Source organism: Shinella sp. 20P9.1.1 (assembly GCF_057798995.1).
The window spans coordinates 169,808-185,210 of sequence record NZ_JBYOLC010000004.1 but is presented as its reverse complement, the minus strand read 5'-3'; the positions used below and the strand labels follow the sequence as shown (position 1 = coordinate 185,210).

At 63.6% G+C, this 15,403-nt stretch carries 13 protein-coding genes and 1 tRNA gene; 8 read left to right on the top strand and 6 right to left on the bottom strand.

Annotation, left to right across the window (positions count from 1 at the left end):
• Positions 1-7: 7 nt before the first annotated feature.
• Positions 8-1,108 (bottom strand): fatty acid desaturase family protein, encoded by a 1,101-nt coding sequence (locus tag AC27VQ_RS08900; RefSeq protein ID WP_488715994.1) that lies wholly within the window; start codon positions 1,106-1,108, stop codon positions 8-10.
• 143 nt (positions 1,109-1,251) lie between these two features.
• Between AC27VQ_RS08900 and AC27VQ_RS08895 the strand changes: the two genes are divergently transcribed.
• The 6 genes from AC27VQ_RS08895 to iolG all read left to right on the top strand — a co-directional run bounded on the left by AC27VQ_RS08895 (position 1,252) and on the right by iolG (position 8,245).
• Complete coding sequence (locus AC27VQ_RS08895) at positions 1,252-2,283, top strand: LacI family DNA-binding transcriptional regulator (protein ID WP_488715993.1); 1,032 nt, start codon at positions 1,252-1,254, stop codon at positions 2,281-2,283.
• 162 nt (positions 2,284-2,445) lie between these two features.
• The gene (locus tag AC27VQ_RS08890; protein WP_488715992.1) at positions 2,446-3,252 is read left to right on the top strand and encodes a TIM barrel protein; all 807 of its coding nucleotides are present in this window, start codon (positions 2,446-2,448) and stop codon (positions 3,250-3,252) included.
• A gap of 253 nt (positions 3,253-3,505) precedes the next feature.
• Complete coding sequence (locus AC27VQ_RS08885; RefSeq protein WP_313524484.1) at positions 3,506-4,435, top strand: sugar ABC transporter substrate-binding protein; 930 nt, start codon at positions 3,506-3,508, stop codon at positions 4,433-4,435.
• Positions 4,436-4,538: 103 nt separating this feature from the next.
• A complete protein-coding gene (locus AC27VQ_RS08880) occupies positions 4,539-6,077 on the top strand; it encodes a sugar ABC transporter ATP-binding protein (RefSeq protein ID WP_488715991.1) in 1,539 nt (512 codons plus the stop codon).
• A 51-nt stretch (positions 6,078-6,128) separates the two neighbouring features.
• Positions 6,129-7,148, top strand: coding sequence for an ABC transporter permease (locus tag AC27VQ_RS08875; RefSeq protein WP_488715990.1), 1,020 nt, complete (start codon positions 6,129-6,131; stop codon positions 7,146-7,148).
• Positions 7,149-7,252: 104 nt separating this feature from the next.
• The gene (gene iolG / locus AC27VQ_RS08870) at positions 7,253-8,245 is read left to right on the top strand and encodes an inositol 2-dehydrogenase (protein ID WP_488715989.1); all 993 of its coding nucleotides are present in this window, start codon (positions 7,253-7,255) and stop codon (positions 8,243-8,245) included.
• 332 nt (positions 8,246-8,577) lie between these two features.
• Here the strand turns inward: iolG and AC27VQ_RS08865 are convergent.
• From AC27VQ_RS08865 to xylF, 4 genes are all read right to left on the bottom strand, one after another.
• A tRNA-Arg gene (locus AC27VQ_RS08865) sits at positions 8,578-8,654 on the bottom strand.
• Between the two features lie 172 nt (positions 8,655-8,826).
• Positions 8,827-9,612 (bottom strand): ATP-binding cassette domain-containing protein, encoded by a 786-nt coding sequence (locus tag AC27VQ_RS08860; protein WP_313524473.1) that lies wholly within the window; start codon positions 9,610-9,612, stop codon positions 8,827-8,829.
• Positions 9,613-9,626: 14 nt separating this feature from the next.
• Positions 9,627-10,940 carry an ABC transporter permease subunit gene (locus AC27VQ_RS08855; protein ID WP_314085730.1) on the bottom strand — a complete coding sequence of 438 codons (1,314 nt, stop codon included), beginning with the start codon at positions 10,938-10,940 and terminating at the stop codon, positions 9,627-9,629.
• A 171-nt stretch (positions 10,941-11,111) separates the two neighbouring features.
• On the bottom strand, positions 11,112-12,155 hold the full coding sequence (gene xylF, locus AC27VQ_RS08850) for a D-xylose ABC transporter substrate-binding protein (protein ID WP_313524468.1): 1,044 nt from the start codon (positions 12,153-12,155) through the stop codon (positions 11,112-11,114).
• A 243-nt stretch (positions 12,156-12,398) separates the two neighbouring features.
• On the opposite strand from xylF, the gene AC27VQ_RS08845 reads away from it, so the two are divergent.
• The gene (locus AC27VQ_RS08845; protein WP_488715988.1) at positions 12,399-13,619 is read left to right on the top strand and encodes an ROK family transcriptional regulator; all 1,221 of its coding nucleotides are present in this window, start codon (positions 12,399-12,401) and stop codon (positions 13,617-13,619) included.
• A 6-nt stretch (positions 13,620-13,625) separates the two neighbouring features.
• Here AC27VQ_RS08845 and AC27VQ_RS08840 read toward each other — a convergent pair whose 3' ends face one another.
• Complete coding sequence (locus tag AC27VQ_RS08840) at positions 13,626-14,534, bottom strand: AraC family transcriptional regulator (protein WP_488715987.1); 909 nt, start codon at positions 14,532-14,534, stop codon at positions 13,626-13,628.
• Positions 14,535-14,631: 97 nt separating this feature from the next.
• On the opposite strand from AC27VQ_RS08840, the gene AC27VQ_RS08835 reads away from it, so the two are divergent.
• On the top strand, positions 14,632-15,375 hold the full coding sequence (locus tag AC27VQ_RS08835; protein WP_488715986.1) for an SDR family oxidoreductase: 744 nt from the start codon (positions 14,632-14,634) through the stop codon (positions 15,373-15,375).
• Positions 15,376-15,403 lie beyond the last annotated feature (28 nt).

Below are 15,403 nucleotides of genomic sequence, written 5' to 3'. Positions count from 1 at the left end.
TCAGATGTTATTCGGCGGCGGCGAAGGCCGGTTCGGCGTGGAACTCATGCCTGTAGGGTCGTGCCGTCTCGGGCAGGTCGCGCTTGAGGAAATAATCCTCGTTGCGCAGCTGGCGCAGGAAGGCAGGCAGCATTTCCCGGTAGCCGTGCCAGATGGACGGGTTCGGCGTCGGCAGGTCGTGCTTGATCATGGCGTGCAGCCGCGGCAGCGCATGATAGGGCACCATCGGGAACATGTGATGCTCCACATGGTAATTCATGTTCCAGTAGATGAAGCGGCTCACCGGGTTCATGTAGACGGTGCGGCTGTTCAGGCGGTGGTCGATGACATTGTCTGCAAGGCCGCCATGCTGCAAAAGGCCGGTCATGACATGGTGCCAGGCGCCATAGAGCCTGGGCAGGCCGATGAACATGGCCGGCAGGATCGAGTGAAAGGCGAAGCAGGCGGCGATCGTCGCGAGATAGATGGCCAGCCAGATACGGGCGATGCGGACCGCCTTGCCCTGCTCCATTTCGGGAACGAAGGTCTTTTCGGCTTCGCTCATGATGCCGGCCGCATTGCGCACCATGTCGATGACGGCATGCCAGGCATCGAGAATGCCGAAGAAATTCAGCACGAGGCGCAGCAGGCCCGGCGGGCGCATGACGGCGATCTCGGGGTCGCGGCCAACGATGACCGTATCCGTGTGGTGGCGCGTATGGCTCCAACGCCAGGTCACCGGATTGCGCATGATCATGAAACAGGCGATCTGATAGACGGCGTCGTTCATCCACATCGTCTTGAAGGCCGTGCCGTGGCCGCATTCGTGCCAGCGACTGTCCGAGGCCGAGCCGTAGAGCACGCCATAGACCAGGAAGAACGGCGCGGCGGCCCAGCTGCCCCAGAACCAAGCGCCGAGCGCGCCGGAGACGACCATCGCGCCGAGCCAGATCGCGGTGTCGCGAAGGGCCGGCGCATCGCTGCGCTGCATCAGCGCCTTCATCTCCTTGCGCGCGACATCGGTGTGATACCACTCGGCCGCGGCCAGACCATTGGCTACGGCCGCCTCCGCATCGCGGCCCAGAAGGCTGTAGTCCCGCTTCGTCGGCTTCATCGCTTGATCCTCCATCGGTGCTTCCGGCAGCCCGCCGCATATGATGGACAAACGATAGCGCTGCCGCTTGCATCTCTCAATCCTGCCATGATAGAATGCATCAAATTCCATCATTCACTATCATTCAGCCTTGATGGAAAGATTTCACGGAGAGAGCCATGGCATCGAGACCGACAATTTCGGATCTGGCGCACGCGGCCGGCGTCAGCGTCGCGACGGTCGACCGCGTTCTGAACGGCCGCCACAAGGTGCGCGAGGAGACGGCGCGCCGAGTCTATGAAGCTGCCAATGCCATCGGCTATCACGCGCTCGGCCTCATCCGGCAGCGGGTCTTCGAGGACCTGCCGCAATACCGCCTCGGCTTCAGCTTCCAGCGCCCTAACCAGGCCTTCTACCAGAATTTCGCCCGCGAGATCGAAATCGCATGCAATGCCTGCACCGTTGCCCGCATCGTGCCGCAGATCGAATTCATCAATGCGCAGACGCCGGCGGCGATGACCGAGATGCTGCGCCAGCTTTCGACGCGCAACCAGGCGCTCGCCGTCGTCGCACCCGATTATCCCGCGACCACGACCATGGCGGAAGACCTGAAAAACCGCGGCATTCCGCTGTTCTGCCTGCTGTCCGATTTCGCCATCGACGTGCGCCTGGGCTATATCGGCCTCAACAATATGAAGGTCGGCCGCACCGCTGCCTGGATGATCGCGCGCGGCGCCAAGCGCCCCGGCAAGGTGGCGATCTTCGTCGGCAGCCACCGCTTCCATGGCCATGAACTGCGCGAGATCGGCTTCCGCTCCTTCTTCCGCGAGAAGGGCCAGGGGTTCGAGGTGCTGGACACACTGGTCAATCTCGACACCAGCGAGATCACCCACGAGGCGACCGCCAACCTGCTTGCGCAACATCCAGATCTTGTCGGCCTCTATGTGGCGGGCGGCGGCATGGAGGGCGCGATCTCGGCTGTGCGCGAGGAAGGTTTTGCCGGCCGAATCCAGCTCATCGTCAACGAACTGACGCCGGAATCGAAGGCCGGCCTCGCCGACGATATCGTGACCATGGCGATCAGCACGCCCCTGCCCACCCTCTGCCGCGAGCTCGTCTCGCTGATGGTGACGGCAATCGAAAAGGGCGAAAATGCCGTGCCCGGCCAGACCTTCCTGCCCTTCGACCTATTCACGCCGGAAAATATCTGACGCGCCTTTGAGAGAATTCCATCACCGCGAATTGCTAATCTTTCAGCAATGAAGGCGCCGCCGCCGCCTTGGCCTTTGACGACCGTCAAGCGCATCCCGATCCTCATGCGTGCATGCGAGGCCGCCCTGTCGGTGGCCCCGAGACCGGAGGACACCCATTCCATGCCGACTTTCGCCATCAACCACATGACGGCGCCCGCCCTCACGCTCGACGCCTTCTTCGCGCTCGCCGTCTCCCTTGGCACCAGCGCCGTCGAAATCCGCAACGACCTTGACGGCAATGCCATTCTCGACGGCACGACGCCCGCCGAGGTGAAGGCGCTTGCCGAGCGCCACGGCATCACGATCATCTCGATCAACGCCCTGCAGCGCTTCAACGAGTGGACGCCCGCCCGCGCCGCCGAGGCCAGGGAGCTGATTGACTATGCCGCTGCCTGCGGCGCCAAGGCGCTCGTGCTCGTGCCTAAAAACGACGGCACCGGCCAGGCCGACGGCGAGCGGCAGGCCAACCTTCGCCAGTCCCTGACGGAGCTCAAGCCGTTGCTCGACGCCGTCGGCATCATCGGTCTCGTCGAACCGCTTGGCTTCGAGATCTGCTCGTTGCGCTCCAAGCGGGAAGCCGTCGAGGCCATCAAAGCGGTGGGCGGAGAACAGACATTCCGTCTGGTGCACGACACGTTCCACCATCACCTTGCCGGCGAGCCGGAACTCTTTGCCGACCTTACCGGCCTCGTCCACATTTCCGGCGTCGAGGACCCGGCTGTGTCGGTTTCCGACATGCGCGACAGCCACCGCGTGCTCGTCGGCCCGGCGGACCGGCTGGCAAATACCAGCCAGATCAAGGCCTTGATTGCCGCCGGTTATGCCGGCCCGCTCTCCTTCGAGCCCTTCTCGCCCGCCGTGCACGGCGTCGCCGATCCCGAGGCCGCCGTTGCCGAGAGCATCGCCTTCATCCGCGCAAACATCTGAAAACCCAGGCGGCGGTACGTATCGCCGCCCCTTTTCCCCAGCTTCGGCCGAAATCCCGACCACCAAAATGGAACGGGCTTGACGCCATAAGCAGAAAATGGAATAAACATTCCGCAATACGGAATTCGCGGTTTGTTTATTCTGTTTTGGTCTTTTGCGTCCCGGGAGGAGCGGAGGGCCGGCTGCCCGCAAGGGCCAGCGATCCGGATCATTGAGTGGTGCGACCGGACACCACGTTGAGGAGGAGAACGACATGAAAAAATTCATTCTTGGTTCGGCGCTTGCCGTGATGATGTCCACCGCCGCCCATGCCGAGACGATCGGCGTTTCCATGGCGCTGTTCGACGACAACTTCCTGACCGTTCTGCGCAACGGCATGACCGATTACGCCAAGACGCTCGACGGCGTCGAGCTGCAGATCGAAGACGCCCAGAACGACGTCGCCAAGCAGCAGAGCCAGATTCAGAACTTCATCGCCTCCGGCGTCAGCGCCATCATCGTCAACCCCGTCGATACCGATGCGACGGCCGCCCTTTCGAAGGCTGCCGCAGACGCCGGCATTCCGCTCGTCTATGTCAACCGCGAACCGGCAAACATCAACGAGCTGCCGGAAAAGCAGGCTTTCGTCGCCTCCAACGAACAGGAATCCGGCACGCTGGAAACCAAGGAAGTCTGCCGCCTGCTGAACGGCAAGGGCAAGGTCGTCGTCATGATGGGCGAACTGTCCAACCAAGCCGCCCGCATGCGCACGCAGGACATCAAGGACGTCATCGCGACCGACGAGTGCAAAGGCCTGACGATCGTCGAAGAGCAGACCGCCAACTGGTCGCGCACGCAGGGTGCCGACCTCATGACCAACTGGCTCTCCGCCGGCCTGGAATTCGACGCCGTCATCGCCAACAATGACGAAATGGCGATCGGCGCCATCCAGGCGCTGAAGGCCGCCGGCCGCTCGATGGACAGCGTCGTCGTCGCCGGTGTCGATGCCACGCAGGACGCCCTTGCCGCCATGGCAGCCGGCGACCTCGACGCGACGGTGTTCCAGGATGCCGCCGGTCAGGGCAAGGGCTCGGTCGATGCCGCGCTGAAGCTCGCCAAGGGCGAGAAGGTGGAAACCAAGGTTTACATCCCCTTCCAGCTCGTAACGCCGGCCAACATTGCCGACTTCCAGGCGAAGAACTGATCGGCCCAAAGGCCGAACCAGCGAGACTAGGTTATGAAGGACGCGCGCACGCAAGCGTGCGCGCGTCCGATCCGTTTCAGATTGCTCCGGGAGGGAGGGGACGATGGTCAGTCCGACCACCATGGCCGCGGTTCGCGCAAGCGGCGCCATTCCGAATGCTGAATATCTCCTGTCCGCGGAAGGTGTCCGCAAGGAGTTTCCGGGCGTCGTGGCGCTCGATGACGTCCAGTTCAAGCTGAAGCGCGGCACCGTGCACGCCCTGATGGGCGAAAACGGCGCCGGAAAATCCACGCTGATGAAGATTCTTGCCGGCATCTACACGCCCGACCAGGGCGAAGTGCTGCTGAAGGGCCAGAAGATCCGGCTGCAATCGCCGCTCGACGCGCTGGAAAACGGCATCGCCATGATCCATCAGGAACTGAACCTGATGCCGTTCATGACAGTGGCGGAAAACATCTGGATCCGACGCGAACCGAAGACCCGCTTCGGCTTCGTCGATCACGGCGAGATGCGCCGCAAGACGGCGGAGCTCTTCAAGCGCCTCAACATCGCGATGGACCCGGAAACGCAGGTGCGCGACCTCTCGGTCGCCAACCGCCAGATGGTCGAGATCGCCAAGGCTGTGTCCTATGAGAGCGACGTGCTCATCATGGACGAGCCGACCTCGGCGCTGACCGAGCGCGAGGTGGAGCACCTCTTCACCATCATCCGCGACCTGCGCTCGCAGGGCATCGGCATCGTCTATATCACCCACAAGATGAACGAACTGTTCGAGATCGCCGACGAATTCTCGGTGTTCCGCGACGGCAAGTACATCGGCACCCACGCCTCCACCGACGTGACGCGTGACGACATCATCCGCATGATGGTCGGCCGCGAGATCACCCAGATGTTCCCGAAGGAAGAGGTGCCGATCGGCGACGTCGTGCTCTCGGTGAAGAACCTGACGCTGAAGGGCGTGTTCCACGACGTCTCCTTCGACGTGCGCGCCGGCGAAATCCTCGGCCTTGCCGGCCTCGTCGGCTCCGGCCGCTCGAATGTCGCCGAGACGATCTTCGGCGTAACGCCGGCGACCTCGGGCACGATCGCGATCAACGGCAAGCCGGTGAACATCGACAGCCCGAACACGGCGATCAAGCACCGCATGGCCTTCCTCACGGAAGACCGCAAGGATACCGGCTGTCTGCTGATCCTCGATATTCTCGAGAACATGCAGATCGCCGTCCTCCAGGACAAGTTCGTCAAGAACGGTTTCGTCCAGGAGGGTGCGCTGACCAAGGTCTGCGAGGAGATGAGCAAAAAGCTGCGCGTCAAGACGCCGAACCTGTCGGAGCGCATCGAGAACCTGTCGGGCGGCAACCAGCAGAAGGTGTTGATCGGCCGCTGGCTGCTCACCCATCCGCGCATCCTCATCCTCGACGAACCGACCCGCGGCATCGATGTCGGCGCCAAGGCGGAAATCCATCGCTTCGTGACGGAACTCGCCCGCGATGGCGTCGCCGTCATTATGATCTCGTCCGAAATGCCGGAGGTGCTCGGCATGAGCGACCGCGTCATGGTCATGCACGAGGGCCGCGTTACCGGCATCCTCGATCGCGCCGAGGCAACGCAGGTCAAGGTGATGGAACTGGCGGCCCAGTGAGATTGGGCCTGTAAAGATCAGCGCCGCCAAGCGGCCGCAAGGGAGGTAATCATGAGCACGAATTCCGCCGCGCAGGCTCAAGGCGCCGCGCAGAAATCTGCCCGCCGGCTCCCGCCGGAACTCAACATCTTTCTCGTGCTCATCGGCATCGCGCTGGTTTACGAAGTCCTCGGCTGGATTTTCGTCGGCCAGAGCTTCCTGATGAACCCGCAGCGCCTGACGATCATCATCCTGCAGGTCTCGGTCATCGGCATCATCGCCGTGGGCGTCACGCAGGTCATCATTACCGGCGGCATCGATCTGTCGTCCGGCTCGGTCGTCGGCATGACGGCGATGTTCACCGCCTCCCTGGCGCAAGCCTCCACCTGGCCCCGCGCGCTTTATCCCTCACTGACGGACATGCCGGTCATCGTGCCGGTCCTGCTCGGCATCGGCGTCGGCCTGCTCGCCGGCTTCATCAACGGCCAGCTCATCGCCAAGACGAAGATCCCGCCCTTCATCGCCACCCTCGGCATGATGGTCTCGGCCCGCGGTATTTCCAAGTGGTACACGAAGGGCCAGCCGGTCTCCGGCCTCACCGAACAGTTCAATTTCATCGGCACCGGCATCTGGCCCGTCGTGATCTTTCTTGTCGTCGCGGTCATCTTCCACATCGCGCTGCGCTACACCCGCTACGGCAAGTTCACCTATGCCATCGGCGCCAATGTGCAGGCCGCCCGCGTCTCCGGCATCAATGTCGAATCGCACCTCGTGAAGGTCTATGCCATTGCCGGTGCACTCGCCGGCCTTGCAGGCGTCGTCACCGCCGCCCGCGCCCAGACCGCCCAGGCCGGCATGGGCGTGATGTACGAACTCGATGCGATCGCCGCGACCGTCATCGGCGGCACCTCGCTTGCCGGCGGCGTCGGCCGCGTCACCGGCACGGTCATCGGCACCGTCATCCTCGGCGTCATGACCTCGGGCTTTACCTTCCTGCGCGTCGATGCTTTCTACCAGGAGATCGTCAAGGGCGTGATCATCGTGGCCGCCGTCGTCGTCGACGTCTACCGCCAGAAGAAGCGCAAGACGTAACCAAACCCTCGCGGTTCGCCGCGGCGCTTTTGCGGGGCGAGCGTATCGCCCCGCCCCTCCTCCCGCATGGTCCCCAAGCGTGCGGCTTATTTGAGAGAATGAAGATGACTGTGAGATTTGGTCTTCTCGGCGCCGGCCGCATCGGCAAGGTCCACGCCAAGGCCGTGACCGGCAATCCCGACGCCGTGCTCGTCGCCGTCGCCGACGCCTTCCCGGCGGCTGCCGATGCCATCGCCAAGCAGTATGGCTGCGACGTGCGCACCATCGAAGCGATCGAAGCCGCCAAGGATATCGACGCCGTCGTGATCTGCACGCCGACCGACACCCATGCCGACCTCATCGAGCGTTTCTCCCGTGCCGGCAAGGCGATCTTCTGCGAGAAGCCGATCGACCTCGACGTTGACCGCGTGCGCGCCTGCATGAAGGTGGTGGAGGAAACCAAGGGCAAATTGATGGTCGGCTTCAACCGCCGTTTCGACCCCCACTTCATGGCCGTACGCAAGGCCATCGACGACGGTAAGATCGGCGACGTCGAGATGGTCACCATCACCTCCCGCGACCCCGGCGCGCCCCCGGTCGATTACATCAAGCGCTCGGGCGGCATCTTCCGCGACATGACGATCCACGACTTCGACATGGCCCGCTTCCTGCTCGGCGAAGAGGTCGTCTCGGTCTCGGCCACCGCCGCCGTTCTGGTCGATCCTGATATCGGCAAGGCCGGCGACTATGACAGCGTCTCGGTCATCCTGCAGACCAAGTCCGGCAAGCAGGCCGTCATCTCCAATTCGCGCCGCGCCACCTATGGCTACGACCAGCGTATCGAAGTGCACGGCTCCAAGGGCGTCGTCTCGGCCGAAAACCAGCGCCCCGTCTCCATCGAAATCGCCAATGGCGACGGCTACACCCGCCCGCCGCTGCACGACTTCTTCATGACCCGCTACACGGAAGCCTACGGCAACGAGATCGCCGCCTTCATCGCCGCAATCGAAAAGGGCGCCACCATCACCCCCTCCGGCGCCGACGGCCTCGCCGCCCTGGCGCTAGCCGACGCCGCCGTGAAATCCGTCGAAGAAAAACGCCAGATCTCCGTCGCCTGACGGATCAGAGCTCCCAAGGCAACTGGCCGGGCGATGATATCGCCCGGTCTTTTTTGTGAGCAGTTGGCGGGATGCAAGGTCCTCGCAACCGCCGCCTGGTTCTGCCCGCAAGATGCCCGTTCAAGACGATGAGAAAAGCCGTTTAGTACCGGCCTGTCGCTTTGGTATCACTGGATAATGCACGTACCCGGCCAATCACGGCAGGAGTGTCGCGCACATCCTGTCGTGGAAAGACCGACAGCAATAAGGCCGATAATGACAGCGATCTTTCGAAGCATGGTATTATCCTCACGGATGGCGTGGTCAAAGGCCCGCAAATCGTTGAGAGAAAATGGCGCACCCGACAGGATTCGAACCTGTGACCTTTGGAATCGGAATCCAACACTCTATCCAGCTGAGCTACGGGTGCATCCCAAGGCGATGACTCGCCTGTCCGATGGAAGGGTCTTAGCCCAGGTGCGGGCGGGCTTCAATCGGGAAATTGTTGAAAGAGGCGCTGTTTTTGTTTTGCGAGGGCAGCTCCCTGGAAACAAGAGAGCCGCCGGGGATGCCGGCGGCTCGTTTTGGGTCTGGCCGTGTGATCAGGCCGTCTGCATGGCGCCGGGGCCGGGAATGGCCTTGGGCGGCACCTTGCCGAGGATGATCATGCCGAGCACCTCGTCCTTGGTAACATCCTCCGTGCGAGCGTGGCCGACGACCTGGCCGTTCTTCATCACCGAGACGCGGTCCGCAAGGTCGAAGACATCGTGGATGTCATGGCTGATCAGAAAGATGCCTATGCCTTCCTTCTTCAGCTGCTTGATCAGTTCGCCGACCTGCGCCGTTTCCTGGGGACCGAGCGCCGCCGTCGGCTCGTCCATGATCAGGATACGGGCATTGAAGAGGATCGCTCTTGCGATCGCCACCGACTGGCGCTGGCCGCCGGAGAGGGCCTTCACCGGCTCCTTGAAGCGCTGGAAGTTCGGGTTGAGGCGGCCCATCACTTCGCGGGTCTTGGCCTCCATCGCGACGTCGTCGAGCGTGCCCCAGGGGGTGCGCAGCTCGCGGCCGAGATAGAGGTTGGCGGCGGCGTCGACATTGTCGGCGACGGCGAGCGTCTGGTAGATCGTCTCGATGCCGTATTTCTTGGCGTCGCGCGGATTGTTTATGTCCGCGGCCTCGCCATTGATCAGGATCTCACCGCCATCGCGCTTGTAGGCGCCGGAGAGAATCTTGATCAGCGTCGACTTGCCGGCGCCGTTGTGGCCGAGCAGGGCGACGACCTCGCCGGGATAGAGATCGACCGAGGCATTGTCCACGGCATGGATGCCGCCGAAGGAGATGGAGATGTTCTTCAGCTCCACGAGGGGCGTACGGTTGTCCGTCATTGGATGGGCTCCTCTTACTTGGCGCGGGCGCGGTAGACCGTGTCGAGCCAGACGGCAACGACGAGGACCATACCGACCACGATGCGCTGGAACGGGGTGTCGATGCCAACAAGCACCATGCCCGATTGCAGCGATTGCATGACGAGGGCGCCAAGCATGGCGCCAGCGATTGTGCCCATGCCGCCCGCCAGCGACGTGCCGCCGATCACGGCGGCCGCGATCGTGTAGAGCTCGTCGAGCTCGCCCTGAGCATTGGTCGCGGCATTGAGGCGGGCGGTGGAGATGGCGGCGGCGATGGCGCAGAGAATGCCCATCAGCGCGAAGATCTTGACGGTGACCCAGCGGGTCTTGATGCCGGCAAGTTCCGCTGCCTCGGGGTTACCGCCGAGCGCGAAGACGTAACGGCCGAAGCGCAGGCGCGTCGAGATGAAGGTCATGACGATGCCGACGACGATGGCGATCAGCACCGGCACGGCGATGCCGTGCGGAATGAACAGCCCGCCGTCCGGCCAGGCGATGCCGTTGGCGTCCGCGAACTTGCGGGCGATGGCGACGGGCCAGGGATAGGAGTTGACGATCAGGACGGCGCCGAGCACCAGCGCGCAGCCGATGGCGACGAGGAAATATTCCGCCCACATCGGGCGCAGCGGAAAGCCGAAGCGCTTGCGTTGCTTGCGGGAGTTGGCAATCGTCGCGACGATGGCCGCGCAGGCGAGCGCGCCGACGATCCAGCTCGCGGTCGCGCCGATCGAGCCCTCGGTGCCGCCGCCCATCAGGCGGAAGGTGGCATCCATCGGGGCGACGGTACGGCCGCTGGTGACGAACCAGGTCGCGCCGCGCCAGACGAGCAGGCCGCCGAGCGTGACGATGAAGGAGGGCACGTTGAGGAAGGCGATGATCGAGCCGTGCAGCGCGCCGATCGCGGCACCGAGCAGCAGGCCGCAGGCGAGCGTGACGATCCAGATCGCCGGATGATTGAAGCCGAGCAGCTGCGGCAGGAGTTCTGCCTGCAGCACGCCCATGCTCATGCCGACGAAGCCGAGGATGGAACCGACCGAGAGGTCGATGTTGCGCGTGACGATGACCAGCACCATGCCGGTCGCCATGACGGCGACGGAGGCGGTCTGGACGGAGAGGTTCCAGAGGTTGCGGGGCGTGAGGAACAGGCCGCCGGACAGGATGTTGAAGCCGATCCAGATGATCAGCAGCGCGCCGACCATGCCGAGCAGGCGCGTATCGATTTCGGTGGCGCGGAAGAAGCGCTTTACCGGGTTCTCGCTTGCCGATCGCGCGCGATTGGCAGATGCGGTCGTCGTGATGTCGGCCATGGTTTGCCGTTCCCCCACTTTTGTTGAACGTGTCGTCCGGGCGTCCAGATATCTCCGGTCCGAGGATGTGTCGTCGCATCATCCTCCGCCCGCTGCCCATCTTGCGCAAGCGCCGCAACGGAAGCCGTTGCGGCGCTTGTCGATGGTCAGGTCAGTACCGGATGTCGTTCCTCAGTTGCAGGCTGCAACGGAGCCGGCGGCAACGCCTTGGCAAGCCGTTTCCTTGGAGATCCAGCCGGCGTCGATGACGACGTTCAGGTTGTCCTTGGTGATCGGCAGCGGTGCGAGGAAGACCGACTTCATTTCGACGCCCTTCGGGCCGCCGTTGAAAGTGGTGACGCCTTCGATGTCGTCCATGGTCTTGCCGCTGGCGAGCGTGGCTGCGATTTCCGCAGCGCGCTTGCCGAGTTCACGCGAGTCCTTCCAGACCGAGACGGTCTGGGTGCCGAGAGCGACGCGGTTCAGCGCGGCGTGGTCGGCGTCCTGGCCCGAGACCGGGACGGAGCCGGCAAGGCCCTGTGCCGTGAGGGCTGCGATCGCGCCGCCGGCCGTGCCGTCGTTGGACGCGACGACAGCGTCGACCTTGTTGTCGTTCGCCGTCAGGAACTGTTCCATGTTCTTCTGGGCGTTTTCCGGCTTCCAGCCGTCGGTATAGGCTTCACCGACGTTCTTGATCTTGCCGGCGTCGATCGCTTCCTTCAGCACTTCCTGCTGACCAGCGAAGAGGAAGTCGGCGTTCGGGTCGGACGACGAGCCCTTGATGAAGACATAGTTGCCTTCCGGCTTCACCTTGAACACTTCGCGGGCCTGCATGCGGCCGACTTCCTTGTTGTCGAAGGTGATGTAGAAGGCGGCCGGGTTTTCGATCAGGCGATCGTAGCCGACGACCGGAATGCCTTCAGCGGCGGCCTTCTCGATGGCCGGGCCGATGGCTTCCGAATCCTGGGCGAGAACGATGATGGCGTTGGCGCCCTGGGCGATCAGCGACTCGACGTCGGTCAGCTGCTTGGCGGCAGAAGACTGGGCGTCAGCAGAAATGTACTTGTCGCCGGAGGCTTCGAGAGCGGCCTTGATGGCAGCTTCGTCGGTTTTCCAGCGCTCTTCCTGGAAGTTCGACCAGGAAACGCCGACCGTGAGATCCTTGGCGTGCGCAATACCGGAATGCAGGGAAACGATGATGGCAGCCCCTGCCATCAGCTTGAAAACGGACTTCATATTATCCTCCCAAGTGAACACCGGCCGCCTGGACGAACCTCCCGCCCAATCAACGGCCAGCCACGATAACACTGTCTTGATGCTCCTCCCGGTGTGCCGGGACTTTTTTCTCGACAGTCGAGAAAATAAATGTCAGAACTTTTCCAGGCTGTCAACATGGCTTTAAAGGCCTTGAATGACGGCGTGACTGATGCTTTGGGAGGGGCATGGGTTGCAGCCTGTGAAAGCGAGCGGAAACAACAGATGCTGGTGAAATCGAGCACGGAGCTTGTGCGTCAGCAGAACAGCGCGCTCGTGCTTGCCTCGCTGCGCCGGCACGGCCCCCTTGCCCACACGGATATGTCCCAGCACACCGGCCTCGCCTCGGCGACGATCTCGGCGATCACAGCGGAACTGGAAAAGGCAGAGGTGCTGGAACGGCGCGAGCAGCAGGCGTCGGTCGCGCGCGGCCGGCCACGCGTCATCTTCGGCCAACGGCGCGATGCCGGTTATCTCGTCACCGTGCGCATCTCCTCCGACGTCGTGCAATATTCGCTGGCCGATTATGGCGGCACGCTGCTCGACCGGTTCGAGGAACCGCGCAACCATGCGGATACCGCTACCCAGCCCTTCGCGGACGCCTTCGTGGCGGCGCTGGAAAAACTGGTGGCGCGCTCGCGCATCACGCGGGAACGAGTTCTCGTCGTCTCGATCAGCAGCAAGGGACTGGTGGATCCGGCAGCGGCAAAACTCGTCTGGTCGCCGGTTTTTGGCGCTCAGCAGGTGGATTTCGCCGCCCTGCTCGCACCGCACTGGCAGGCGAAGATCCTCATCAGCAACGAGACGCTGCTCGTCGCCCATGCCATGGCGCTGCGCATGGAAAAGGCTGGCGTGAAGAACCTTCAGGCCGTCGCGGCCTTGTCGCTCGGCCACAGCATCGGGCTCGGCATCGCCCGTTTCGAGCGAACAGGCGAGCTGACCGTCACCGCCCCCAATTTCGGGCACATGCTGAATTCGTCGGATGGCAAGCTGTGTCGCTGCGGCGCGCAGGGCTGCATCGAGGCCTCCGCCGGTTTTTACGGCATCCTGCGGACCGCCTTCGAAGTGCCGCCGGATACGATCCCGGCGAAATTCGTGCCGCTTGCCGAAATGGACAAGATCGCGCTGCGCGCCCGCCAGGGCCACCGCATGTCGGAATATGCCTTCCGCCAGGCCGGGCTTGCGCTCGGCCAGGGCCTGTCGCGCATGGTGAGCCTGTACGAGAACATGCCGATCGCCATCACCGGTCCCGGCACGCGCTATTTCGATCTCCTTCAGCGCGGCCTCGAAGAGGGGCTTGCCCAGTCGCAGCAGGTGCGCCTCTTCGGTGCGCCGCCGATAACAGTCGTTCCCGAGGAGGCGACGCTGGTGCTGGAAGGCCATCTCGACCGGGCGCTGGCCGAGATGGACCACGATATCATCGCGGCGCGGACGGCCGGCGACTGACCGGCATCACACGCGCAGCGCGCCCTGTTTGGCATAGCGCCCTGGCGGCTGGCCGACATGGCGGGTGAAGGCGGTGCTGAAGGTGCTGGCCGAGCCATAGCCGACGCGCTCGGCAACCTCGGCAATATCGGCCTCCCGGCGGCGCAGAAGGTCCTTGGCAAGCGCCATGCGCCAGCCCATGAGATACTCCATCGGCGCCACGCCGACATGGCGCGAGAAGCGCTCGAAGAACGACGAGCGGGAGAGTGCCGAGGCCTTGGCAAGCTCGGCCATCGTCCAGGCGCGGGCGGGGTCGCCATGCATCTGACGCAGGGATTCGGCCAACCGCGCATCGCCGAGGCCGCGCAGCAGGCCGGCGGGCGCATCTGACGACGGGACCAGCCGCAACGCCTCGACCAGCACGATTTCCACCAGCCGCGTGAGCACGAGATCGCGGCCGGGCCGATCCGAAGCCGCCTCCTCGATCAGCAGCCCGACCAAAGTCGATAGCCGCTCGACGCCACGGACATGCACCTGCCCCGGCAGGAGCGAGACCAAAAGCCCGGAATCCTCGCCTTCGAAGACAAAATAGCCGCCGAGAATACGAACGTCCGGCGGCCCATCCTGCCGGCCGTGACGGACTTCGCCGGCTGCACGTGCGGCGGCATGCGGATCGATGACCTGCGGCCGGACGGGTTCGAACCCCGCCATCGTAAAACCCGGCGTCTTCGGAAGGAGGACAAAATCTCCGGCCTGAAGCATCAGTTCGGGCTGCCCATCCACAGCGAGGCGGCATGCGCCCTCGATCACGATGGCAAAACTCGGATGGCCAAAATCCGTATAACGCACACCCCAGTGCCCTGCCCCGCTGATGCCCTTGGTGAACACCGCCTGGGGACGCAGCAGCCCGATGATTTCGGAGAGTGGATCGATCATTTCCGGACTTTAGCAAACAAAATATGGATCATCAATCGTATTGAGTCCGGATACGACGCGCTAGATTGGGATCATCAACACAACAGGAGATAACCCCATGAAAACCATCCTGATCACCGGCACCTCGTCCGGCTACGGCCTCGAAACCGCCCGCCATTTCCTCGCACGCAACTGGACCGTCATCGCGACCATGCGCACGCCGCGTGCGGACATCCTGCCGCCCTCGCCCAACCTGCGCATCCTGCCGCTCGACGTGACGGACGCGGCAAGCATCGCGACGGCCATCGACGCGGCCGGCCCCATCGATGCGCTCGTCAACAATGCCGGCATCGGCGTCGTCGGCGCCTTCGAGGCGACGCCGATAGCGCATATCCGCAAGGTCTTCGAGGCCAACACCTTCGGCACCATGGCTATGGTGCAGGCGGTCATCCCGCAGATGCGGGCGCGCCGGTCGGGCGTCATCGTCAATGTAACCTCGAGCGTGGCGCTGGCGCCGATGCCGCTGGCCGCCGCCTATACGGCGAGCAAGCAGGCGGTCGAAGGCTTTACCGGCTCGCTTGCCCATGAACTCGCGCATTTCGGCATCCGCGCCAAGCTCGTCGAACCCGGCTACGCGCCGACCACGCGGTTCGCCCAGAACAGCTCCGTCAAGGTCGAGGACTTGCTCCCGGAGGCCTATGCCGATTTCGCCGCGCCCATCTTCGCGCAGTTTGCCAAGCCCGCACTGACCACGAAGGAGACTGATGTCGCCGAAGCAGTCTGGGCTGCGGTAAACGAAATCACCGACACGCTTCGGTTTCCGGCCGGGCAAGACGCGGTAGCGCTCTTCCACGCGGCCTGACAGTCACCCGGTCCACAAACAGAAAGGG

Excerpts from the sequence above, each read along its gene's own strand:
- AC27VQ_RS08855 (WP_314085730.1), bottom strand. The coding sequence starts at position 10,940 with ATGGCCGACATCACGACGACCGCATCTGCCAATCGCGCGCGATCGGCA.
- AC27VQ_RS08860 (WP_313524473.1), bottom strand. The coding sequence starts at position 9,612 with ATGACGGACAACCGTACGCCCCTCGTGGAGCTGAAGAACATCTCCATC.
- AC27VQ_RS08840 (WP_488715987.1), bottom strand. The coding sequence starts at position 14,534 with ATGATCGATCCACTCTCCGAAATCATCGGGCTGCTGCGTCCCCAGGCG.
- AC27VQ_RS08900 (WP_488715994.1), bottom strand. The coding sequence starts at position 1,108 with ATGGAGGATCAAGCGATGAAGCCGACGAAGCGGGACTACAGCCTTCTG.
- AC27VQ_RS08835 (WP_488715986.1), top strand. The coding sequence starts at position 14,632 with ATGAAAACCATCCTGATCACCGGCACCTCGTCCGGCTACGGCCTCGAA.
- AC27VQ_RS08875 (WP_488715990.1), top strand. The coding sequence starts at position 6,129 with ATGAGCACGAATTCCGCCGCGCAGGCTCAAGGCGCCGCGCAGAAATCT.
- xylF (WP_313524468.1), bottom strand. The coding sequence starts at position 12,155 with ATGAAGTCCGTTTTCAAGCTGATGGCAGGGGCTGCCATCATCGTTTCC.
- iolG (WP_488715989.1), top strand. The coding sequence starts at position 7,253 with ATGACTGTGAGATTTGGTCTTCTCGGCGCCGGCCGCATCGGCAAGGTC.
- AC27VQ_RS08845 (WP_488715988.1), top strand. The coding sequence starts at position 12,399 with ATGCTGGTGAAATCGAGCACGGAGCTTGTGCGTCAGCAGAACAGCGCG.
- AC27VQ_RS08890 (WP_488715992.1), top strand. The coding sequence starts at position 2,446 with ATGCCGACTTTCGCCATCAACCACATGACGGCGCCCGCCCTCACGCTC.
- AC27VQ_RS08885 (WP_313524484.1), top strand. The coding sequence starts at position 3,506 with ATGAAAAAATTCATTCTTGGTTCGGCGCTTGCCGTGATGATGTCCACC.
- AC27VQ_RS08895 (WP_488715993.1), top strand. The coding sequence starts at position 1,252 with ATGGCATCGAGACCGACAATTTCGGATCTGGCGCACGCGGCCGGCGTC.
- AC27VQ_RS08880 (WP_488715991.1), top strand. The coding sequence starts at position 4,539 with ATGGTCAGTCCGACCACCATGGCCGCGGTTCGCGCAAGCGGCGCCATT.